The following is a 21,781-nucleotide window of genomic DNA, read 5'->3' as shown; positions in this document are numbered from 1 at the left end:
CGGGCGGAACTCGAGCAGTCGGACGCGTCGGACAGCGATCTCGACGAAAGGATACATACCTTTGAGGCGCAGATCGCAAAACGCCGGCAGGGCCTTGACGACCTGTGCCGCAGGCATGAGGAGGTCCAGCGGGAGCTGACGACGCTGGGAGAAGTGCAGGAGGACTGCCGCGGGAAGATCGACGCGCTCAAGGAGCGCCGCTTCGGCCTGACCCAGAGCATCAACGAGGTTAAGCTCTCCTCCGCGTCGAGCAGCTCGCTGATCGACGAGACGATCGCGCGGCTCGAATCCCTCAAGGAGGGCGCGGTCGTCAAGGACGAAAATATCGCGAAGATCCGGCGGGAGCTCTCCGACTGCGGGGAGCTGCTCGAGGGGATCGAGGAAAACCTGCTTTCGCTGCAAAATTCCCGCAGGGGCTGCCAGATGAAGCTGGAGGGCCGCCGGCAGAAGCTCGACGCGCTGCTCGAGCAGCGGCGCGCCCTCGAGGACAAGGCCCGCGCCCACACCCAGCGGGCCAAGCTGCTCTTCGACATGGAGAACAGCCTGGAGGGCTTTTCACAGAGCGTCAAATACATCATGGAGCAGGCGCGCAGGGGCGCGATCGGGGACGTTTACGGCCCCGTCTCCCGGCTCATCTCGGTGGAGGACGACTACGCGCTCGCGGTGGAGATCGCGCTCGGCGCGGCGATGCAGAACATCGTCGTCAAGGACGAGGCGGTCGCCAAGCGCGCCATCGGCATGCTCAAATCGAGCAAGTCGGGCCGGGCGACCTTCCTGCCCGTCTCCACGGTCAAGGGGAATCGGCTCAACGAAAACTGGCTGCCCGGAACGGACGGCTTTGTCGGTGTTGCCGCCGACCTGGTCCGGTGCGACGAGCGCTACCGGGGCGTGATCAACCAGCTTTTGGGCCGTATCGTGATCGTTCGGGACCTCGACTGCGCGGCCGCCGCCGCGAAAAAGGGCGGCTACCGCTTCCGCGTCGTCACCCTCGACGGGCAGGTCGTCAACGCGGGCGGCTCGATGACGGGCGGCTGGGCCGCGCGCAGCGCGGGCATCCTCAGCCGCTCGAAGGAGATCGAGGAGCTCAAGGGCAGGGCCGCGGCGTGCGAAAAGGAGATGGCGGGGCTCGACGGGCAGATCAAGTCGCTGCGCGAGGAGATCGCGGCCGTGCAGGCGTCGCTCGCGGGGATCGACGGGGAGCTCGCCACCGCGCAGGAGGATAAGATCCGCTATACCGCCGAGCAGAAGCAGCTGGCTTCCGCCCGCGACGAGGCGGTCCGTTCCCGCGAGCAGGCGGCGGAGGAATACGGCCGGCTGGCCGAACGGCTCGAGGAACTGAAGGAAAAGAACGTCACGAGCGCCGAGCTGACCGACGATTTGAACCGCCAGCTTGACGAGGTGGCGCAGCAGCTCGGCGTGCTCGCCTCCAAGCGGGACACCTGCGCGGCGCAGGCGTCGGAGGTGTCCGCGCGCCTGTCCCGGCAGGACGTGGAGATCATCTCGATCACCAAGGAGATCGACGGCCTGCGGCAGATGGCCGACCAGCTGCGCGACCAGAAGCTTCACCAGAAGGAGCATGTCGCCGGGCTCGAGCGGCAGCGGGCGGATTATCTGCGGGAGAACGCGGAAATCCGGGAGAAGATCGCGCAGGCCGAGCAGAGGCGGGAGGACTACGCGGCGCAGGCCGCCGCGCTGGGCGCGGAGATCGAGCAGAAGACGCAGGCGCGCAACGCCTGCGAGGCGAAGACCACCGCCCTGCGCGCCGACGAAAAGGAGATCACGGCGCGGCGGGAGACCGCCGGGCGGGAGCTTGCGCGGCTCGAGGAGAAGAAGGCGTCGCTCCAGGCGGAGTACGACGGCATCATCTCGCGGCTGTGGGACGAATATGAGATCACCCGCACGCAGGCCTCCGAGATCGCGCGGCCGGTGGAGGACGCCGGGAAGGCGCAGCGGCGACTCGGGGAGCTCAAGGGGAAGATCCGGGCGCTCGGCAACGTCAACGTTGGCGCGATCGAGGAATACAAAGAGGTGTCGGAGCGGTACCGCTTCCTCAAGACCCAGACGGACGACGCGGAGAAGTCCCGCGCCGAGCTCATGAAGCTGATCACCCAGCTCACGAGCGACATGCAGTCGATCTTCGCGGATAATTTCGGCAGGATCGCCGAAAATTTCTCCAGGATCTTCACCGAGCTCTTCGACGGCGGGCGGGCGGAGCTCACCCTCACCGACCCGGGCAGCGTGCTCGAATCGGGCATCGAAATCTACGTCCAGCCGCCCGGCAAGATCATCAAGAACCTCGCGGCCCTCTCGGGCGGCGAGCAGGCGTTTGTGGCGATCGCCATCTATTTCGCAATCCTCAAGGTGCGGCCGTCGCCCTTCTGCCTGCTCGACGAGATCGAGGCGGCGCTCGACGACGTGAACGTCGTCAAATACGCGCAGTATCTGCGCACGATGTGCGACAGGACCCAGTTCATCACGATCACCCACCGGCGCGGCACGATGGAGGAAGCGGACATGCTCTACGGCGTGACGATGCAGGAGGAGGGCGTGTCCAAGCTGCTTGAGCTGCACGTCAGCGAGATCGAAAGCAAACTGGGCATCAAGTAGGGGGGTACCAAATGGGATTTTTCGGAAGACTTGCGGAAGGGCTCAAAAAGACGCGGGAGTCGATGGCGCGCGCCGTCGACGAGCTGGTCAATTCCTTCACCAGGATCGACGAGGAGCTCTTTGAGGAGCTCGAGGAGACGCTCATCATGTCCGACGTGGGCGCGGTGACCGCCGCGGCCATCTGCGATGAACTGCGCGCGGAGGTCAAACGGCGGGGCGTCACCGACGCGTCGGAGGTCAAGGGCCTGCTCAAGGAGATCATCGCGGGGATGCTTGCGGGCGGGGAGGAGCTGAACCTCTCGACCAGGCCGTCGGTCATCCTCGTCATCGGCGTGAACGGGGTGGGCAAGACCACCACGATCGGCAAGCTCGCCGCCAACCTCAAGGCGGACGGCAAAAAGGTGCTGCTCGGCGCGGCGGACACCTTCCGCGCGGCGGCGATCGAACAGCTCGGCGTGTGGGCCGAACGCTCGGGGGTCGACATGATCCGGCAGTCGGAGGGCTCCGATCCGGCGGCCGTCGTCTTCGACGCGGTCACGGCGGGCAGGGCGCGCGGCGTGGACGTGGTCATCTGCGACACGGCGGGCCGCCTCCACAACAAGAAGAACCTCATGGACGAGCTGGGCAAAATCTCCCGCGTCATCCAGCGGGAAGCCCCCGGCTGCGACACCGAGGTGCTGCTCGTGCTCGACGCGACGACGGGGCAGAACGCCCTCAACCAGGCGCGCCAGTTCAAGGAGGCCGCGGGCATCACCGGCATCATCCTCACCAAGCTCGACGGCACGGCGCGCGGCGGCGTGGTCATCGGCATCAAGCAGGAATTACAGGTCCCGATCAAATATATCGGCGTGGGCGAGCAGATCGACGATCTGCGCCCCTTTAACGCGCAGGACTTTGTCGACGCCCTCTTCGGCGGGCGGGAGGAAACGGAGGAGGACGCGTGATGAAGGTGATCGCCGCGACGGGGAACATGGGCAAGCTCCGGGAATTTGCCCGCATCTTCGCGCCGCTGGGCATCGAGCCCGCCGCGCAGTCGGAGGTCTGCCCCGGCCTCTCGGTCGAGGAGACGGGGACGACCTTCGCGGAAAACGCCTTCCTCAAGGCGGACGCGGTCCATGAGCGCACCGGGCTGGCCGCCGTCGCGGACGACTCGGGGCTCTGCGTCGACGCGCTGGACGGCGCGCCGGGAGTCTACTCGGCGCGGTACGCGGGGGAGGAGACCCCCTATCCCGAAAAGATTTCCCGCCTGCTCGGGGAGCTGGAGGGGGTGCCGGAGGAGCGCCGCACGGCGCGTTTCGTGGCGCACATCTGCTACATCGGCGCGGACGGCGCCCGCATCGACGCGGAGGGGACCTGCGAAGGGAAGATCGGCTGGGAGCCGCGCGGGGACGGCGGCTTCGGGTACGACCCCATCTTCTACGTGGGGGACCGCAGCTTCGCGGAGCTCTCCGCAGAGGAGAAGGACGCGGTATCCCACCGCGGCAAGGCGCTGCGGGAATTGGCGCGCAAGCTGAACGAACATCAAAACGGATGAGATAGAGGAGAAAAGGATATGCTGACAAGCAAACAGCGGGCGAAGCTCCGCGGCATCGCGAGCACCGGGGAGACCATCCTCCAGGTGGGCAAGGGCGGCGTGGCGGAAGCGCTCGTCAAACAGGTGGACGACGCGCTGACGGCGCGCGAGCTCATCAAGCTGCGGGTGCTCGAGACGAGCCCCGCGCCGGTGCGCGAGGTCGCGCAGCAGCTCGCCGAGGCGACCGGCTCCGAGGTGGTGCAGGTCATCGGCATGAAGCTGGTGCTCTACCGCCGCAACCCTGAAAAGCCGGTCATCGACCTCGGCTGATGCGCACGGGGGTCTTCGGCGGGACCTTCAATCCCGTCCACAACGGCCACATCCACCTGGCGCGCACCTATTTTGACGCGCTCCGGCTCGACCGGATGCTGGTCATCCCCACCTGCCTGCCTCCCCACAAGCCGGGGGAGCAGCTCGCGGACGGGGCGGACCGGCTCGCGATGTGCCGCCTCGCCTTCGACGGCCTGCCCGGCTTCGAGGCGAGCGACATCGAGCTGCGGCGCGGGCAGAAAAGCTACACGGTGGACACCCTCGAGCAGCTTGCAAAGGAATACCCGGACGACGGCTTCTACCTCATCATGGGCAGCGACATGTTCCTGACGCTGACCGGGTGGCGGGAGTGGAGGCGCATCTGCGAGCTGGCGGTTATCTGCGCCGGGGCGCGGGACACCGCGCTGCGCGGCCGGCTCGCCGACTGCAAACGCTCGCTCGAGGCGCAGGGGGCGCGCTGCGAGCTGGTCGAGCTTAACCCCCTTCCGATCTCCTCGACGCTCGTGCGCGGGCGCGCGCGGGAGAAAAAACCGCTCGGCGGGCTGGTCCCGCCAAAGGTCGCCGCATACATCGACAGCCATGGGCTCTATCAGACATTATAGGAAAGCGGGGCGTTCCTGATGGAATATGATCTGAAGAAGCTGGACAAACTTGCGAAAAAGACCCTCTCGGCCAAGCGGTACTACCACACCCAGTGCGTGGTGCAGCAGGCGCAGAAGCTTGCGCGGCTCTACGGCTGCGACGAGCAGAAGGCGATGGTGGCCGGCTGGATGCACGATATCTGCAAGGAGATGCCCAGGGAGGAGCAGTTGCAATGGCTTACAAAGTGTGGTATCATTCTTGACAGCGTGCAGGAGAGCCAGCCCAAGACGTGGCACGGCATGGCGGCGTGCGGCTTCATTTCGGAGAAGCTCGGCATCACCGACCCCGGGATCCTGCACGCCATCCGTTTTCACACGACGGCGTGCGGGCATATGACCGAGCTGGACGAGGTGGTCTACCTGGCGGATTTGACGAGTGTCGACCGCGTCTATCCCGACATCCTGCCGATGCGGAAACTCGCGGAAACCGCCCTCAAGCCCGCGATGAAGGAAGCGATGCGCTACGCGGTCAACGACCTCGTGGAGCGGTCGCTCGGAATCAGCTTTGATACGTTCCAGGCATATAATGTCTATATGGCGTACTGATTTTTTACCGGAGGTGAAGCAATGACATCGATTGAAATGGCAAAGGAGGCCGCGAGGCTCCTGTCGGAAAAAAAGGGCACGGACATCACCGCGATCGAGATCCGGGATCTGACCACGATCGGGGATTATTTTGTCATCGCGTCTGGCGGGTCCAACGCGCAGGTCAAGGCGCTTTCGGACGCGGTCGAGGAGGGGCTCTCCAAGCAGGGCTTCGAGCCGCGCCGCATCGAGGGCTACCAGTCGGCTATGTGGGTCGTGCTCGATTACTACGACGTGATCGTCCATATCTTCTATGACAAAACCCGCGAGTTCTATTCGCTCGAGCGGCTGTGGGCGGACGCCCCGCGCGTCGACCTGGGGCTTGCGGAATAAAATAAAGGAAGCCAACATCATTTGCCGCGCGGGACACGGCAAACAGGGAGTGTACAGCATTGAAGTACGATTTTGCAGCAATTGAGAAAAAATGGCAGAAGAGCTGGGAGGCGCGCAACGTCTTCGCGGCGACCGACGACTACTCCAAGCCGAAGTATTACGCACTGGTCGAGTTCCCCTACCCGTCGGGGCAGGGGCTGCACGTCGGCCATCCGCGCTCCTACACCGCGCTGGACATCGTCGCGCGCAAGCGCCGCCTGGAGGGCTACAACGTTCTCTACCCGATGGGCTGGGACGCCTTCGGCCTGCCGACCGAAAACTACGCCATCAAGAACCACATCCACCCCGAAAAGGTGACCCACGACAACGTTCAGCGGTTCAAGTCCCAGCTCAAGAGCCTGGGGCTCAGCTTCGACTGGAACCGGGAGATCAACACCACCGATCCCGATTACTACCGGTGGACCCAGTGGATCTTCCTCCAGCTCTTCAAGAAGGGGCTCGCCTATAAGAAGGAGATGTCGGTCAACTGGTGCACCGGCTGCAAGGTCGTACTGGCGAACGAAGAGGTCGTCAACGGCGTCTGCGAGCGCTGCGGGAGCGAGGTGGTCCACAAGGTCAAGAGCCAGTGGATGCTCGGCATCACCCAGTACGCCCAGCGGCTGCTCGACGACCTCGACACGGTCGATTACATCGACCGCGTCAAGGTCTCCCAGCGCAATTGGATCGGCCGCTCGACCGGCGCGCAGGTGGATTTCGACACCACCGCGGGGGACAAGCTGACCGTCTTTACCACCCGCCCCGACACCCTGTTCGGCGCGACCTACATGGTCATTTCGCCCGAGCACCCCTACGTCGACCGGTGGGCGGACAAGATCTCCAACATGGACGCGGTGCGCGCCTACCAGGAGGAGTCGGCGAAGAAGTCCGACTTCGAGCGCACCGAGCTGGTCAAGGACAAGACGGGCGTCATGCTCGAGGGGGTCCGGGGGATCAACCCGGTCAACAACGCCGAGATCCCCATCTTCATCTCCGACTACGTCCTCATGTCCTACGGCACCGGCGCGATCATGGCCGTCCCGGCGCACGACACGCGCGACTGGGAATTCGCCAAGAAATTCGGCCTGCCCATCGTCGAGGTGGTCAAGGGCGGGAATGTAAATGAAGAAGCCTTTACAGACTGCGAGACGGGCGTGATGGTCAATTCCGGCATGCTCGACAGCCTCTCGGTCGAGGAGGCGAAGAAGAAGATCACCGCCTGGCTCGCCGAAAACGGAAAGGGCGAGCCGAAGGTGAACTTCAAGCTGCGCGACTGGGTCTTCTCCCGCCAGCGGTACTGGGGGGAGCCGATCCCGATCATCCACTGCGACCACTGCGGCTATATCCCGCTCGACGAGAGCGAGCTGCCGCTGCGCCTGCCCGAGGTGGACAGCTACGAGCCGACCGAAAACGGCGATTCGCCGCTCGCGGCCATGGACGACTGGGTGAACGTGCCCTGCCCCAAGTGCGGCGCGCCCGCCAGGCGGGAGACCGACACGATGCCCCAGTGGGCGGGCTCGTCCTGGTACTTTCTGCGCTACTGCGACCCGCACAACGACAAGACCCTCGCCTCCAGGGAGGCGCTCGAATACTGGATGCCGGTCGACTGGTACAACGGCGGCATGGAGCACACGACGCTCCACCTGCTCTACTCCCGCTTCTGGCACAAGTTCCTCTACGACATCGGCGTGGTCCCCACGCCCGAGCCGTACGCCAAGCGCACCAGCCACGGCATGATCCTTGGCGAAAACAACGAGAAGATGTCCAAGTCCCGCGGCAACGTCGTCAACCCCGACGACATCATCCGCGACTACGGCGCGGACACCCTGCGCCTCTATGAGATGTTCATCGGCGACTTCGAGAAGAGCGCGCCCTGGTCCCAGTCGTCGATCAAGGGCTGCAAGCGCTTTCTGGAGCGGGTGTTCGGGCTGCTGGACATCCTCGCGCCGGGCGGGGAGTATACCCCCGAGCTGGAAGGCGCCCTGCACAAGACGATCCGGAAGGTGTCCGAGGACATCGAGGCGATGAAGTACAACACCGCCATCGCTGCGATGATGAGCCTCCTCAACGACATCTGCGCGAAGGGCAGCGTCAACCACGCGGAGCTGCGGACCTTCATCCTGCTGCTCAACCCCTTCGCGCCGCACATGACCGAGGAGATGTGGGAGCGCGCCGGGTTCGGCGGGACGGTCACCGACCAGAAGTGGCCCGTCTTTGATCCCGAAAAATGCAGGGACGCGCAGGTCGAGATCGCCGCGCAGGTGTGCGGCAAGATCAAGGCGCGCGTCATGGTGGACGCGGACGCCCCGGACGCCGAGCTGCTCGCCGCCGTCAAGACCCTCCCCGAGGTCCAGGCGGCGCTGGAGGGCAAGACGATCGTCAAGGAGATCGTCGTCAAGGGCAAGCTCGTCAACATCGTCGCCCGGTAAAAGCCCGTATTCATGCGGTCCGGCGGCTTTGCGCCGAAAGGCGGGGCAAACTGCTTGACAAAACAGGCGTTTCCATAGTATAATAAATTTTGTTATCCACATCTTTGCGGGTATCAACTCCTGCCGGACGGCGTGGGGAGGGAATAGGTAAATGTCAGAAATCAGAGTCAAGGACAATGAGTCTTTGGACAGCGCGCTGCGGCGCTTCAAACGTTCTTGCGCCCGCTCCGGCGTTCTCGCCGAGGTCCGCAAGAGAGAGCACTACGAAAAGCCTTCTGTCAAGCGCAAGAAGAAATCTGAGGCGGCTCGTAAGCGTAAATTCAAATAATCATCCATAAACGGGCGGGGAATATCCCCGCCCGTTTTGCACATTTTTTTGCCGTCCGGCGGGCGCCGAGGTTGTAAATCGGGGCGCTTTGCGGTACAATATCCGGGTACGGGCGGCGTTTGCGCCCGCGCCCCGCCCCCGCGGCGGGGATTCTTCAGGAAACGGGGGGACCGGATATGGCGGTCTTTCAGCCCGACTACCGGTTCCGGCGCGCGTGGGACATCCCGCCGGAGTGGCTGCGGGACAAGGGGATCACGGTGCTGCTGCTCGACGTGGACAACACCCTGACCACCCACGACAACCCCGACGTGGCGGACGGCGTGCACGGCTGGCTCGCAAGGATGCGGGCGGCGGGCGTCCGCCTCTTCATCCTCTCCAACAACCACCCGGGCCGGGTGGAGCCGTTCGCCGAAAAGCTCGGCGTGGGCTGCATCGCGGACGCGGCCAAGCCCCTCGGGGGCGGCGTGCGCCGCGCGCGGGAACAACTCGGGGCGGGCGCGCGGGAGATCGCGATCGTCGGCGACCAGGTTTTTACCGATGTGCTCTGCGCCAACCTCGCGGGGGCGGTGTCGATTCTGGTGGAGCCGATCGAGCTGGAGCCTTTCCCGTTTTTTAAGCTGAAGCGCAGATTGGAAAAGCTCGTCCTGCGCGGCGGGCGGAAGGGAACGCACTGATGGCGAAGATCCGGTTCGGCCCGGCGGGGAACTCGCGGAGTTTCACCGAGATGGGCTATAAAAAGAATACCGACCTGCCCGAATACCTCGAAAAGATGGGGCTCGACGCGTTCGAGTACCAGTGCGGGCGGGGGGTCAAGATTTCCGAGGCAAACTGCCGCCAGCTCGGGGAGCTGTGCGCGGCGAAGGACATCCAGCTGAGCCTGCACGCGCCCTATTATATCTCGATGTCGAGCGTGGAGGAGGAAAAACGCCTTAAGAGCGTCGACTACGTCCTCCAGTCGGCCCGCGCGGTCGGCGCGATGGGCGGGGACCGCATCGTGATCCACACCGGGTCGTGCGGCAAGATCAGCCGGGAGACGGCGCTCGAGCTCGCGTGCGACACGATGAAAAAGTGCATCGCGGCGCTCGACGCGGAGGGGCTTTCCCACATCCGCATGTGCCCCGAGACGATGGGGAAGCTCAACCAGCTCGGCACCCTTACGGAGGTGCTCGCGCTCTGTAAGCTCGACGACCGCATCCTTCCCTGCATCGACTTCGGGCACCTCAACGCGCGCACCTACGGCGGCGTCGACGGCCCCGGAGCCTACGCGAAGATCTTCGACGAGATGGAAAACGCGATCGGCATCGACCGGGCGCGGCTTTTCCACTCCCACTTCAGCAAGATCGCCTACACCGTTCCCGGCGGGGAGAAGGTCCATCTGACCTTTGAGGATACCGAGTTCGGCCCGGATTTTGAGCCGCTGGCCGAACTGGTCGCAAAGAAAAACGGCACCCCCACCTTCATCTGCGAGTCCGCGGGCACGCAGGCGGAGGACGCGGGGACGATGAAACGGATGTATCTGACAGCGAAAGGCGGACAGTCATGAAAAAGATTCTGGTCATCCACGGACCGAACCTCAACCTGGTGGGCGTGCGGGAGCCGGGCGTCTACGGGACCGAGGGGATCGATGACATCAACCGGCAGATCGTGGCGCACGCCGAGGCGAAGGGCCTTGCGTGCGACGTGTTCCAGTCCAACCACGAGGGCGCCATCATCGACAGGCTCCACGCGGCGCGCGCCGAATACGACGGCGTGGTGCTCAACGCGGGCGCCTACACCCACTACAGCATCGCCATCCGGGACGCGATCGCCGCGATCCGCATCCCGGTGGTGGAGGTGCACCTCTCCAACGTGCACGCGCGCGAGGAGTTCCGGCACAAGTCGGTCATCGCGCCCGTCTGTGCGGGCGGGATCTTCGGCTTCGGCAAGCAGGGCTACCTGCTGGCGGTCGACGCGCTGGAGGCGATGCAGTGAAGCGGATGCTGGTCATGCACGGCCCCAACCTCAACCTCACAGGGGTGCGGGAGCCGGGCGTTTACGGAACCGAGACGCTGGAGGATATCAACCGGCGGATCGCGGCCCACGCCGAAAAGCGGGGGTACGCGTGCGACTTTTTCCAGTCCAACCACGAGGGGGAGCTGCTCGACAGGCTCCACGCGGCGCGCGGAGCCTATGACGGCGTTGCGTTCAACGCGGGGGACTACACCTTCACGAGCATCGCCCTGCGGGACGCGATCGCGGCGGTCGGCATTCCGGTGGTGGAGGTCCACCTCTCCAACGTCTACGCGCGCGAGGAGTTCCGGCACCATTCGGTGCTCGCGCCCGTCTGCGCGGGAGGCGTTTACGGGTTTGGCAGGCAAAGCTACCTGCTGGCGCTCGACGCGCTGGCGGCAATGAAATAGGAGGAGACATCCATGCAAAACAGAATTGAACGGCTGCTCGGGCTGCTTCCCGACGGGATCGACGCGGTGCTGGTCGCCTCGCAGGTGGGGCGGCAGTACTTCACCGGCATGCACTCGACCGCGGGCACCCTCTTCGCGGTGAAGAACGCGGGCGCGACCTTTGTGATCGATTTCCGCTACATCGAAAAGGCGCGCGCGGTCGTGCGCGGCGCCGAGGTGGTTTTACAGGATAAGCTATATGAGCAGATCGGGGAGCTGGCCAAACGCCACGGCGTCAGGCGCGTCGCGGTCGAGAGCGAATACATGACCCTGTCGGAGTTCACTGCCTGGAAGGAAAAGGTCCCGGGTGTGGAATTCGTGATGAACGGGAAGGTGAACGACGTCATCCGCCGCATGCGGATGATCAAATCGCCCGACGAGCTCGACGCGATCCGCGCGGCCCAGAAGGTAACCGACGAGGCGTTTTCCCACATCTGCGGCTACATCAGGCCGGGCCTCACCGACCGGGAGATCGCGGGCGAGCTGCTCGACTACGCCTTCCGCCACGGCTCGGAGGGCCCCTCCTTCGACTATATCGTCGTGTCGGGCAGGAACTCCTCGATGCCGCACGGCGTGCCGACCGACAAAGTGGTCGCGCGCGGCGACTTTATCACAATGGACTTCGGCTGCCTCGTGGACGGCTACTGCTCCGACATGACCCGCACCGTTGCGGTGGGGGAGGTCACCGACGAGCAGCGGATGATCTACGACACGGTGCTGCGCGCCCAGCTCGCCGCGATCGCGGCCGTCAAGCCGGGGGAAATCTGCCATGTGGTGGACGCCGCCGCGCGGGACATCATCACGGACGCGGGCTACGGCGCCTGCTTCGGCCATACGACCGGCCACTCGCTCGGGCTGGAAATCCATGAGAACCCGCGCTTCGGCAAGGGGGACGAGACGGTGTGCGAGCCGGGCATGGTCATGACGGCGGAGCCGGGCATCTACCTCGAGGGACGGTTCGGCGTGCGCATCGAAGATATGGTGCTTGTCACAAAGGACGGCTGCGAGGACCTCACACATTCCGACAAGTCGCTGATCATCCTATAATTCTCTGCGAATAGGGCTTGCAAAATGAGTGATTATAATATAGAATTAGAGTGTTAATCTGGATGGTACCGATCTGACCGTGCTTAGGACGGGAAAGAGACAGACGTATCAGAATATTTGGAGGGTAACATATGATTTCTGCCGGCGATTTTAGAAATGGCGTGACCTTTGAGATGGACGGCAACGTGGTCCAGATCATCGAGTTCCAGCACGTCAAGCCCGGAAAGGGCGCGGCGTTCGTCCGCACCAAGATCAGGAACGTGATTTCCGGTTCGGTCACTGAGAAGACCTTCAACCCGACCGATAAGTTCCCGACCGCCTACGTGGAGAGGAAGGACATGCAGTACCTCTACAGCGACGGCGACCTTTACTATTTCATGGACAACGAGACCTACGAGAACATCCCGATCTCCAAGGACGTGCTGGGCGACAACTTCAAGTTCGTCAAGGAGAACATGGACTGCAAGGTGCTCTCCTACAAGGGCAAGGTCTTCGGCGTCGAGCCGCCCTTCTTCATCGAGCTCGAAGTCACCCAGACCGATCCGGGCTTCAAGGGCGACACCGCCACCAACGCGACCAAGCCCGCGGTGCTCGAGACAGGCGCCGAGATCCGCGTCCCGCTCTTCATCAACGAGGGCGACCACATCAAGGTCGACACCCGCACCGGGGAGTATATGGAGCGCGCGTAACCTGCTGAACCACATGATTCTATGATTTTTAAGGAGGCGTTACCATGACGATTACTGAACGGGCCGCTTATATCAAAGGCCTGGCCGAGGGCCTCGGCATCGACGAGAGCACCAAGGAGGGCAAGGTCATCAAGGCCCTGATCGACGCGTTTGACGATATGGCGCTCACCGTGTCCGACCTCGAGGCGGAGCTCGACGAGCTCACCGAGCAGGTCGAGACGATCGACGAGGACCTCGGTTCTCTCGAAGAGGACTACTACGACCTCGACGACGACTGCGACGAGTGCGGCGCGGAGGACTTTGAGGACGGCGACATCTATGAGGTCTGCTGCCCGACCTGCGGCGACATCGTCTGCATCGATTCCGACATGCTGGAAGAGGGACAGACCACCTGCCCGAACTGCGGCGAGCTGCTGGAGTTCGACCTTGAGGACGACGGGGAAGAGACCGAAGACTCCGACAACGAAGACAAATAAAGGATTTCCCGAACGGATTCCGTCGGAAGACACCCCGCCTCCCGCGGGGTGTTTTCACTGTTGACGATTTTTTGTCAATCTGTGCAGGATTTTCGACCGAAAAGATACCAGCCGAAAGGATTTATGCCATTGTCGAGGGGAATGCGGATGACCGCGCTTCTCATCGGACTCCTGCTGCTCGCCGGCTGCGGCGGGCGGGAGGCTCCGGTGACGGGCACGTCGTTTCTCATGGATACCATCGTGGAATACAAGCTCTACGGGAAGAACGCCCAGGCGGCCAGGGACGCGATCGAGGCGGAACTCGCGGGGATCGAGTCGCGCATGTCGATGTACCTGCCCGATTCGGAGGTCGCGCGGCTCAACGAAAACGCGGGGAGGGGGTACGTCCCCCTCTCGGAGGACACCTACGGGCTGCTCTCCCGCTGCGCGGCGTTCGGGGAGGCGTCGGGCGGCGCGTTCGACGTGACCATCGCCCCGCTCACCGCCGAATGGGGGGTCACCTCAGGCCATCCGCAGGTGCCCTCCGACGCGCGCATCGATGAGCTGCGCACCCTCGTCGGATACCGGGACATCCTCCTTGACCCCGCGGACCGGTCGGCCATGCTGCGCCGCGAGGGGCAGGCGGTCGACGTCGGCGGCGTGGCCAAGGGTTACGCCTGCGACGCGGCGCGCAGGGTCGCGCGGGAATACGGCGTCGACTCGGGCTACATTTCCATCGGCGGCAACATCATGGCGATGGGGGCGAAGCCGGACGGGGAGCCCCTGAAATTCGGGGTGCGCGACCCGCGCGGCGGCGGGAACGACTACATCGCGGTGGTGACGCTGTCCGATACGACGATGGCGACCTCGGGCGACTACGAACGTTATTTCGAGCGGGACGGGGTGCGCTACCACCACATCCTCGACCCCGCGACCGGCCGCCCGGCCGACACCGGGCTGATGTCCGTGTCGGTCGTCTCTCCCGACGGGGTGCTTGCCGACAGTATGTCGACCTGGCTGTTCATCAAGGGCAGGGACTACGTCCTGGAGAACCTCAACGCGCTCAGCTGCGGGCTGGTCGTCATCGACCGGGAGCGCAACGTCTACGTGTCCAACGACCTTCTGGACCGGTTCACCCCCGCCGACCCGGGCGGGAGCTACCACTTCGAGGTGCCGTCATGAAACGGATGAAATACCGCGCGTCCAAGGTCGCCTTTTTGGGGCTGCTCTTCGCGCTGTCGGTCGTGCTGAGCCTCGTGGAATCGTCGCTCGCCCCGATGGTGCCGGTCCCCGGCGTCAAGCTGGGACTCAGCAACATCGTGACGATGTACTGCCTTTTCTGCCTCGGCTGGCGGGAGGCGTACTCGCTGGCGGCGCTCAAAAGCCTGTTCGTGCTGCTGACGCGCGGGCCGGTCGGCGCGGCGATGAGCTTCGCCGGGGGGCTGGTGTCGGTGACGGCGATGCTCCTGCTGCGCGCGCTGCCCAAAAAGCCGAGCGAGCTTTTCACAAGCATCTGCGGCGGACTCATGCACAACGCCGGACAGCTTGTGATGGCGGTGCTGCTGCTCAACGGCGCGGTGCTCTATTACTTTCCGGTGCTCGCGCTGGGGGGCGTCGCGATGGGCGCGCTCACGGGGCTGCTCCTGCGGCTGCTCAGGCCGCATTTCAACCGAATCTTCTTTTGACGCCCCGCCCGGAGGCGGGACGCCGGATGATGATACTGCAACTCCCACCATAAAACTCAGAGGAGGAAATGGTAACATGAGTGTTTTGCAAAAGACACTGAAGGGCGCCAAGGTGGCGCACTTCAAGAACACGGAAAATTGCGAAAGCACCCCTATGCCGCTGCCGAAAGAAGTCTGTATTTCGATGTCGCAGCATATGGGCCCGCCCTGCAATCCCCTGGTCAAGAAGGGGGACGCCGTCAAGGTCGGGACGATGATCGGGGACAGCGAGGCTTTTTTGAGCGCGCCGATCCATTCGAGCGTCTCGGGGACGGTCTCGGCGGTCGAGGAGATCGTGACGGCCACCGGCTCCCGGTGCCAGGTCGTGATCATCCAGACCGATGGGGAGCAGGCGGTCGATGAAGCTATAAAGCCTCCCGAAATCGAAAACCACCCGGAATTCGTCAAGGCGATCCGGGCCTCCGGGCTGGTGGGGCTCGGCGGCGCGGGCTTTCCGACGCACATCAAGATGAACCCCAAAAACCTCTCGGAGGTGGACACGCTGGTGGTCAACGCCGCCGAGTGCGAGCCCTACATCACCTCCGACTACCGCACGATCATCGAGCGTCCGCAGGACATCCTCGACGGCATCGCGGCGATCAAAAAATACGTCGGCATCACCCAGGTCAAGATCGCGGTGGAGAACAACAAGCCCCAGGCGATCGAGATGCTGCGCCGCCTCACCGGGGACGACCCGTCGATCGAGGTGTGCAGCCTGAAAGCGATCTACCCCAAGGGCGCGGAAAAGGTCACCGCCTATGAGACGACCGGCCGCGTCATCAAGGAGGGGATGCTCCCGGCGGACGTGGGCGTCATCGTCGAAAACGTGACGACCACCGCGTTCATCGGGCAGTACCTGCGCACCGGCATGCCGCTCGTCACCAAGACGCTGACGGTCGACGGCGGCGCGGTCGCGGAGCCGAAGAACGTCGTCGCCCCCATCGGCGCGCACTTTTCCGACGTGATCGACTTCTGCGGCGGCTATAAATGCACGCCCAAGAAGCTCATCATGGGCGGCCCGATGATGGGCACGCTCGTCTTCGACGATACATATCCCGTCCTGAAGAACAACAACGCCCTGCTCGCGTTCGACGAGAGCCAGACGGCGGTCTATGAGGAGCAGCCCTGCATCCGCTGCGGCCGGTGCATCCAGGCCTGCCCCTACCACCTGATGCCCCGTATGATCGAAAAGGCCTATGAATCGGACAACATCCCGATGCTCCAGAAGCTGAAGGTTTCGCTCTGCATGGAGTGCGGCTGCTGTTCGTTTGTCTGTCCGGCGAAGCGCAATCTGACCTTTACCAACAAAATGGCAAAGCAGAAGCTCCGGGCCGCGACGGCGAAGAAATAGGATAGGAGGGATTTGTTGTGGCTGTGAATACAGTGGAAACCCAGGCCCCGGCGGAGGAAAAGGCAAAGCTCATGATCACCCCCTCCCCGCACTTCCGGGACGATATCAATACCCGCAAGATCATGCTGACCGTCGCGACGGCGCTGCTGCCCGCGCTGGTCATGTCGATCTTTTACTTCGGGATCCGCGCGCTGCTGCTGACGGCGGTCTGCGTCGTCTCCTGCGTGGTGTTTGAATACCTCTTCGCGAAGGTCACCAAAAAGCCCGTGACGATCAGCGATTGCAGCGCGGTGGTCACCGGAATCATCCTCGCCTTCAACGTCCCCGTCACGCTGCCCTTCTGGATGGCGGTGTTCGGGTCGTTCATCGCGATCGTCGTGGTCAAATGCCTCTTCGGCGGCATCGGCTGCAACTTCGCCAACCCCGCCGCGACCGCGCGCATCTTCCTGCTCGTGTCGTTCGGCAACCAGATGACCCACTGGATCGCCCCGCACGCCGCGATCGACGCGGTCGCGACCGCGACCCCGCTCAAGCTGATTTCCGCCGGGCAGACCGACCAGCTCCCGTCGCTGTGGAACATGCTGATCGGCAACCGCGGCGGCTCCCTCGGCGAGACCTGCGCGCTCGCGCTCATCGTGGGCGGGCTCTACCTCATCTGGAACGGCGTCATCGGCTGGCAGATCCCCGTCACGCTGATCGGCAGCGTCTTCGTCTTCGCGCTGCTCTTCGGCCAGGACCCCTTCTACGCCGTGCTTTCGGGCGGCGTGATGATCGGCGCCTTCTTCATGGCGACCGACTACTCGACCAGCCCGGTCACCACCAAGGGCAAGGTGATCTTCGCAATCGGCATCGGCTTTATCACGATGGTGATCCGCGTCTTCTGCAACTATCCGGAGGGCATGTCCTTCGCCATCCTGCTGATGAACATCCTCGTCCCGCACATCGACAGCCTCACGATCACCAAACCGTTCGGCGCTGTCTTTGAGCAGAAAAAACAGTAGGGGGGCGCGAACATGAAAGAACTTTTGAAACCGGTCGTCGTACTGACCGTGATCTGCGTCGTGGCCTCCGCGCTGCTGGGGCTCACCTACGACAAGACCGCCCCGCTCATCGCGCAGGCGGAGAAAGAGGCCTCCGACGCCGCCATGCAGGCGGTGGTCCCGGGCTCCACCACCTTTACCGAGCTGGCCCTGGAGGGGATGGAAAATGTCCTCATCGCCGCGAAGGACGACAGCGGCAACGGCTACGCCTTCAAGGTTAAGGACAAGGGCTTCGGCGGCGTGTACAACGTCATGGTCGGCATCGGCAACGACGGCAGGATCACCGGCGTGAAGCTGCTCGACAACTCCGAGACGCCGGGACTCGGCTCCAAGACGGGGGCGGACGCCTTCACCGGCCAGTTCCCGGGCAAGGACAAAAGCCTTGAGGGCGTCGACGCCGTCACGGGCGCGACGATCTCCTCCAACGCATTTTTCCGGTGCGTCGACACCGCCTATCAGGCGTATGAAGCAGTAGGGGAGGGCGCTTAAATGAGCAATCCGAATAAACCCAGCAACTGGAGGGTCCTGACGAACGGCATCCTCAAGGAGAACCCGACCCTGGTTCTCATCCTCGGCACCTGCCCGACGCTCGCCGTCACGACGATGGCGGTCAACGGCATCGGCATGGGCATCGCGGCGACGGTGGTGCTCATCTGCTCCAACATCGTCATCTCGCTGCTCAAGAACATCATCCCCGACAAGGTGCGCATCCCCTGCTACATCGTGGTCATCGCGAGCTTTGTCACCCTCGTGCAGTTCATCGTCAAGGCGTACGCGCCCGATCTCGACAAGGCGCTGGGCGTCTACCTGCCGCTCATCGTCGTCAACTGCATCATCCTCGGCCGCGCCGAGATGTTCGCCAACAAGAACACCGTCCTCGCCTCCGCCTGCGACGGCATCGGCATGGGCATCGGGTTTACGCTGGCGCTCTTCGCGATGGGTTCCATCCGCGAAATCCTCGGCAACGGCACCTGGATGTCGGGCGCCGAGTGGCTCGGCATCCAGAACGGCGTCTCGCTGCACTGGGATAACCCGATCATCGTCTTCCTGCTCGCGCCGGGCGGCTTCCTGGTCTTCGGCGCGCTCATCGCGCTGGTCAACCACCTGACCCACGGCAAGGCGATCAAAAAGAAGGAGTTCGGCTGTGCCGGCTGCCCGTCCGCGGCCGCCTGCGCGGCGGTTCGGAAAGGAGGTGCTGACGAATGAAGGAATACCTGATCATTTTAGTCGGCGCCGTACTCGTCAACAACTACGTGCTCGCGAAGTTTTTGGGCATCTGCCCCTTCCTCGGCGTCAGCAAAAAGCTCGACTCCGCGTTCGGCATGAGCGTCGCGGTCATCTTCGTCATGGCGCTCGCCACGGCGGTCACCTGGCCGATCTATACCTACATCCTCGTGCCGAAGGGGCTCTCCTACCTGCAGACGATCGTCTTCATCCTGATCATCGCGGCGCTCGTGCAGTTCGTCGAGATCGCGCTTAAAAAGTATATTCCCGCGCTCCACAAGGCGCTGGGCATCTACCTGCCGCTTATCACGACCAACTGCGCCGTGCTCGGCGTGACCATCCTCAACCTCGACGAGGGGTATACCTTCGGCCAGTCGCTGGTCAACGCGGTCGGTTCCGGCCTGGGCTTCCTGCTCGCCATGGTGCTCTTCTCGGGCGTGCGTTCCCGTGTGGACGCCGCGGCCGGCAGCACGCCTAAGGCGTTCCAGGGAATCCCGATCACACTGGTCGCGGCGGCGATCTGCTCGGTGAGCTTTATGGGCTTCAGCGGCATCGTCGACGGCCTGTTTAAATAATGGGGGTGGGCTCTATGTTATTTCCGGTAATCATCGTCGGCGGGATCGGGCTGCTGTCCTCGATCATCCTCGTCGTCGCCGCAAAGGTGATGGCGCTTCCCGCGGACGAACTGTTCGATAAGGTGCGCGCCGAGCTTCCGGGCGCCAACTGCGGCGCGTGCGGCTACGCCGGCTGCGACGACTACGCCAAGGCGGTCGCGCACGACGGCGCCAAAACCAACCTCTGCGTGCCGGGCGGCGACGCGGTCGGCCACAAGCTCAGCGAGGCGATGGGCGTCGCCTTCGAGGACGTGGAGGAGCAGTACGCCGTGGTGCGCTGCTCGGGCAACTGCTACGCCACCGACAGCATCATGGACTACGAGGGCAAGCAGAGCTGCGCGGCCTGCAACTTCTTCTACCAGGGCAAGGGAAGCTGCTCCCACGGCTGCCTCGGCTACGGCGACTGCATCGCGGCCTGCCAGTACGGCGCGATCTCTATCGTGGACGGCATCGCCGTCATCGACAAGGCGGTCTGCGTGGGCTGCGGCATGTGCGCCAAGGCCTGCCCCAACCACCTGATCACAGTCATCCCGGCCACGAGCACCGTCTATGTCGGCTGCTCGTCCCACGACAAGGGCGCCTTCACCCGCAAGGTGTGCAAGAACGGCTGCATCGGGTGCAAGAAGTGCGAAAAGACCTGCGAGAACGGCGCGGTCACCGTCACCGACAATCTCGCTTCGATCGACCCGCGCAAGTGCACCAGCTGCGGCGCCTGCGTGACCGCCTGCCCGACGGGCGCGATCGTCACCTGCGCCTCCCGCTGCGAAGCGATCGTCGGCGAATAAACAGACGAAAGGCCGCCGCGTTCAATGAACGCGGCGGCCTTTTTCCGTATGATTTTCAGTTCTCCGCCCAGTCGAGGCTGCGGCCGACGGCTTTCCGCCAGCCGGAAAGCAGCCTTTGGCGGGTGGGATCGTCCATGTCGGGGTCGAAGCGGACGTCGCAGCTCCACAGCTTTTTGAGCTCGTCCAGGTCCTTCCACACGCCGGTGGCGAGCCCCGCCAGGTAGGCCGCGCCGAGCGCGGTCGTCTCGCGGATCATCGGCCGGCACACCCGCTTACCGAGGATGTCCGCCTGGAACTGCATGAGGAAGCGGTCGCGGGAGGCCCCGCCGTCGACGTTGAGCTCGGCGAGGGCGATGCCGGTGTCCCGCTCCATCGCCTTGACGAGGTCGTAGCTCTGGTAGGCGATCGACTCCTGCGCCGCGCGGATGATGTGCTCCCGCCTGGTGCCGCGGGTGAGGCCCACGATGCAGCCGCGCGCGTACATATCCCAGTGGGGCGCGCCCAGCCCGGTGAAGGCGGGGACGAGGTAGACTCCGCCGGTGTCGGGTACCTTCCGCGCGTAGTACTCGGCGTCGCGGCTCTCGTTGATGAAGCGCATCTCGTCGCGGATCCACTGGATGACCGCGCCGCCCACGAAGACGCTGCCCTCCAGCGCGTACTGCACCTTTCCGTTCAGGCCGATGGCGATCGTGGTGAGCAGGCCGTTTTCGCTGACGCAGGGGGTCCCGCCCGTGTTCATGAGCAGAAAACAGCCGGTGCCGTAGGTGTTCTTCGCCTCGCCGGGCGCGAAGCAGCACTGGCCGAAGAGCGCGGCCTGCTGGTCGCCCGCGATGCCCGCGATCGGGATCCGCACCCCCTGGACCGCGGCATAGCCGTAGATTTCGCTGCACCCGCGCACCTCGGGCAGCATGGCGCGGGGGATGTCGAGCGCGTCGAGCAGCTTTCGGTCCCAGTCGAGGGTCCTGATGTTATAGATCATCGTGCGGGAGGCGTTGGTGTAGTCGGTGACGTGCACAGCGCCCCCGGTCAGCTTCCAGATGAGCCAGCTGTCCACCGTGCCGAAGAGGATTTCCCCCCGTTCGGCGCGTTCCCGCGCACCCTCGACGTGGTCGAGGATCCATTTGATCTTGGTGCCCGAGAAATAGGCGTCGGGCACCAGCCCGGTGGCCTCCCGGATGTAGCCGGAAAGCCCGCGCGCGTCCAGGTCGTCGATGATGTCCGCCGTGCGGCGGCACTGCCAGACGATCGCATTGTAGACCGGACGGCCGGTGGATTTATCCCACAGGATGGTCGTCTCCCGCTGGTTGGTGATTCCGATGGCGGAAATTTCCCCGGCGTCCACGCCGCTCTGGGCGATGACCTCCATCATCACCGCGTACTGGGAGGAGTAGATCTCCATCGGGTCGTGCTCGACCCAGCCCTCCTTCGGATAGAACTGCGTGAACTCCTTCTGCGCCATGCCGACGATGTTCTGCTCCCGGTCGAAGAGGATCGCCCGCGAGCTCGTCGTCCCCTGGTCAAGCGCCAGCACATAGTTTCCCATTTTTGCCTCTCCTCTCACAGGCCGCGCGCGGCGATGAAGCGCGCCCGTCCCGCACACATATTCCACGGC

At 64.1% G+C, this 21,781-nt stretch carries 25 protein-coding genes; 24 read left to right on the top strand and 1 reads right to left on the bottom strand.

Features of this window, described 5'->3' with window-relative positions:
- From smc to ACZO3G_RS08310, 24 genes are all read left to right on the top strand, one after another.
- On the top strand, nucleotides 1-2,607 hold a 2,607-nt coding region (smc, locus tag ACZO3G_RS08425; RefSeq protein WP_486847049.1), incomplete at its 5' end, for a chromosome segregation protein SMC.
- 11 nt (nucleotides 2,608-2,618) lie between these two features.
- On the top strand, nucleotides 2,619-3,551 hold the full coding sequence (gene ftsY, locus ACZO3G_RS08420) for a signal recognition particle-docking protein FtsY (protein WP_101550897.1): 933 nt from the start codon (nucleotides 2,619-2,621) through the stop codon (nucleotides 3,549-3,551).
- Nucleotides 3,551-4,141: an RdgB/HAM1 family non-canonical purine NTP pyrophosphatase gene (gene rdgB, locus ACZO3G_RS08415; protein ID WP_101550895.1), complete on the top strand. Its 591-nt coding sequence runs from the start codon at nucleotides 3,551-3,553 to the stop codon at nucleotides 4,139-4,141. Before ftsY ends, rdgB begins: the two co-directional genes overlap by 1 nt.
- A gap of 18 nt (nucleotides 4,142-4,159) precedes the next feature.
- Entirely contained in the window at nucleotides 4,160-4,450 is a 291-nt protein-coding gene (locus ACZO3G_RS08410) for a YhbY family RNA-binding protein (RefSeq protein ID WP_101550893.1), read from the top strand.
- Nucleotides 4,450-5,052: a nicotinate (nicotinamide) nucleotide adenylyltransferase gene (nadD, locus tag ACZO3G_RS08405; RefSeq protein ID WP_242970836.1), complete on the top strand. Its 603-nt coding sequence runs from the start codon at nucleotides 4,450-4,452 to the stop codon at nucleotides 5,050-5,052. Before ACZO3G_RS08410 ends, nadD begins: the two co-directional genes overlap by 1 nt.
- An 18-nt stretch (nucleotides 5,053-5,070) precedes the next feature.
- Nucleotides 5,071-5,637: a bis(5'-nucleosyl)-tetraphosphatase (symmetrical) YqeK gene (gene yqeK, locus ACZO3G_RS08400; protein ID WP_101550890.1), complete on the top strand. Its 567-nt coding sequence runs from the start codon at nucleotides 5,071-5,073 to the stop codon at nucleotides 5,635-5,637.
- Between the two features lie 21 nt (nucleotides 5,638-5,658).
- Nucleotides 5,659-6,009 (top strand): ribosome silencing factor, encoded by a 351-nt coding sequence (gene rsfS / locus ACZO3G_RS08395; protein ID WP_101550888.1) that lies wholly within the window; start codon nucleotides 5,659-5,661, stop codon nucleotides 6,007-6,009.
- 59 nt (nucleotides 6,010-6,068) lie between these two features.
- Entirely contained in the window at nucleotides 6,069-8,474 is a 2,406-nt protein-coding gene (gene leuS / locus ACZO3G_RS08390; protein ID WP_276871427.1) for a leucine--tRNA ligase, read from the top strand.
- 151 nt (nucleotides 8,475-8,625) lie between these two features.
- The gene (gene rpsU / locus ACZO3G_RS08385) at nucleotides 8,626-8,802 is read left to right on the top strand and encodes a 30S ribosomal protein S21 (RefSeq protein WP_101550884.1); all 177 of its coding nucleotides are present in this window, start codon (nucleotides 8,626-8,628) and stop codon (nucleotides 8,800-8,802) included.
- A gap of 176 nt (nucleotides 8,803-8,978) precedes the next feature.
- Complete coding sequence (locus ACZO3G_RS08380) at nucleotides 8,979-9,476, top strand: YqeG family HAD IIIA-type phosphatase (protein WP_276871437.1); 498 nt, start codon at nucleotides 8,979-8,981, stop codon at nucleotides 9,474-9,476.
- The gene (locus tag ACZO3G_RS08375; RefSeq protein WP_276871438.1) at nucleotides 9,476-10,345 is read left to right on the top strand and encodes a TIM barrel protein; all 870 of its coding nucleotides are present in this window, start codon (nucleotides 9,476-9,478) and stop codon (nucleotides 10,343-10,345) included. The genes ACZO3G_RS08380 and ACZO3G_RS08375 overlap by 1 nt, the downstream gene beginning before the upstream one ends.
- Nucleotides 10,342-10,773, top strand: coding sequence for a type II 3-dehydroquinate dehydratase (aroQ, locus tag ACZO3G_RS08370; RefSeq protein ID WP_276871441.1), 432 nt, complete (start codon nucleotides 10,342-10,344; stop codon nucleotides 10,771-10,773). Before ACZO3G_RS08375 ends, aroQ (ACZO3G_RS08370) begins: the two co-directional genes overlap by 4 nt.
- The gene (gene aroQ, locus ACZO3G_RS08365) at nucleotides 10,770-11,201 is read left to right on the top strand and encodes a type II 3-dehydroquinate dehydratase (RefSeq protein WP_370867112.1); all 432 of its coding nucleotides are present in this window, start codon (nucleotides 10,770-10,772) and stop codon (nucleotides 11,199-11,201) included. Before aroQ (ACZO3G_RS08370) ends, aroQ (ACZO3G_RS08365) begins: the two co-directional genes overlap by 4 nt.
- A 12-nt stretch (nucleotides 11,202-11,213) precedes the next feature.
- Nucleotides 11,214-12,287: a M24 family metallopeptidase gene (locus tag ACZO3G_RS08360; RefSeq protein WP_121585701.1), complete on the top strand. Its 1,074-nt coding sequence runs from the start codon at nucleotides 11,214-11,216 to the stop codon at nucleotides 12,285-12,287.
- A gap of 131 nt (nucleotides 12,288-12,418) precedes the next feature.
- Entirely contained in the window at nucleotides 12,419-12,976 is a 558-nt protein-coding gene (gene efp / locus ACZO3G_RS08355; RefSeq protein WP_101550874.1) for an elongation factor P, read from the top strand.
- Nucleotides 12,977-13,020: 44 nt separating this feature from the next.
- Nucleotides 13,021-13,452, top strand: coding sequence for a CD1247 N-terminal domain-containing protein (locus ACZO3G_RS08350; RefSeq protein WP_276871445.1), 432 nt, complete (start codon nucleotides 13,021-13,023; stop codon nucleotides 13,450-13,452).
- A gap of 147 nt (nucleotides 13,453-13,599) precedes the next feature.
- The gene (locus ACZO3G_RS08345; protein WP_276871446.1) at nucleotides 13,600-14,613 is read left to right on the top strand and encodes an FAD:protein FMN transferase; all 1,014 of its coding nucleotides are present in this window, start codon (nucleotides 13,600-13,602) and stop codon (nucleotides 14,611-14,613) included.
- Entirely contained in the window at nucleotides 14,610-15,116 is a 507-nt protein-coding gene (locus tag ACZO3G_RS08340) for a Gx transporter family protein (RefSeq protein WP_276871447.1), read from the top strand. Before ACZO3G_RS08345 ends, ACZO3G_RS08340 begins: the two co-directional genes overlap by 4 nt.
- Before the next feature lie 76 nt (nucleotides 15,117-15,192).
- Nucleotides 15,193-16,506 (top strand): electron transport complex subunit RsxC, encoded by a 1,314-nt coding sequence (gene rsxC / locus ACZO3G_RS08335; protein WP_276871449.1) that lies wholly within the window; start codon nucleotides 15,193-15,195, stop codon nucleotides 16,504-16,506.
- A 71-nt stretch (nucleotides 16,507-16,577) separates the two neighbouring features.
- A complete protein-coding gene (locus ACZO3G_RS08330; protein WP_101553220.1) occupies nucleotides 16,578-17,507 on the top strand; it encodes an RnfABCDGE type electron transport complex subunit D in 930 nt (309 codons plus the stop codon).
- Between the two features lie 12 nt (nucleotides 17,508-17,519).
- On the top strand, nucleotides 17,520-18,035 hold the full coding sequence (locus tag ACZO3G_RS08325; RefSeq protein ID WP_121585693.1) for an RnfABCDGE type electron transport complex subunit G: 516 nt from the start codon (nucleotides 17,520-17,522) through the stop codon (nucleotides 18,033-18,035).
- The gene (rsxE, locus tag ACZO3G_RS08320) at nucleotides 18,036-18,752 is read left to right on the top strand and encodes an electron transport complex subunit RsxE (protein WP_101550864.1); all 717 of its coding nucleotides are present in this window, start codon (nucleotides 18,036-18,038) and stop codon (nucleotides 18,750-18,752) included.
- Nucleotides 18,749-19,345: an electron transport complex protein RnfA gene (locus ACZO3G_RS08315; RefSeq protein ID WP_101550862.1), complete on the top strand. Its 597-nt coding sequence runs from the start codon at nucleotides 18,749-18,751 to the stop codon at nucleotides 19,343-19,345. Before rsxE ends, ACZO3G_RS08315 begins: the two co-directional genes overlap by 4 nt.
- 14 nt (nucleotides 19,346-19,359) lie before the next feature.
- Nucleotides 19,360-20,169 carry an RnfABCDGE type electron transport complex subunit B gene (locus tag ACZO3G_RS08310; protein ID WP_243107387.1) on the top strand — a complete coding sequence of 270 codons (810 nt, stop codon included), beginning with the start codon at nucleotides 19,360-19,362 and terminating at the stop codon, nucleotides 20,167-20,169.
- Nucleotides 20,170-20,224: 55 nt separating this feature from the next.
- Here ACZO3G_RS08310 and glpK read toward each other — a convergent pair whose 3' ends face one another.
- Nucleotides 20,225-21,712: a glycerol kinase GlpK gene (gene glpK, locus ACZO3G_RS08305; RefSeq protein WP_276871453.1), complete on the bottom strand. Its 1,488-nt coding sequence runs from the start codon at nucleotides 21,710-21,712 to the stop codon at nucleotides 20,225-20,227.
- Nucleotides 21,713-21,781 lie beyond the last annotated feature (69 nt).

This window comes from Anaerotruncus sp. (assembly GCF_057433415.1).
This window is presented reverse-complemented; position numbering and strand designations above follow the sequence as displayed.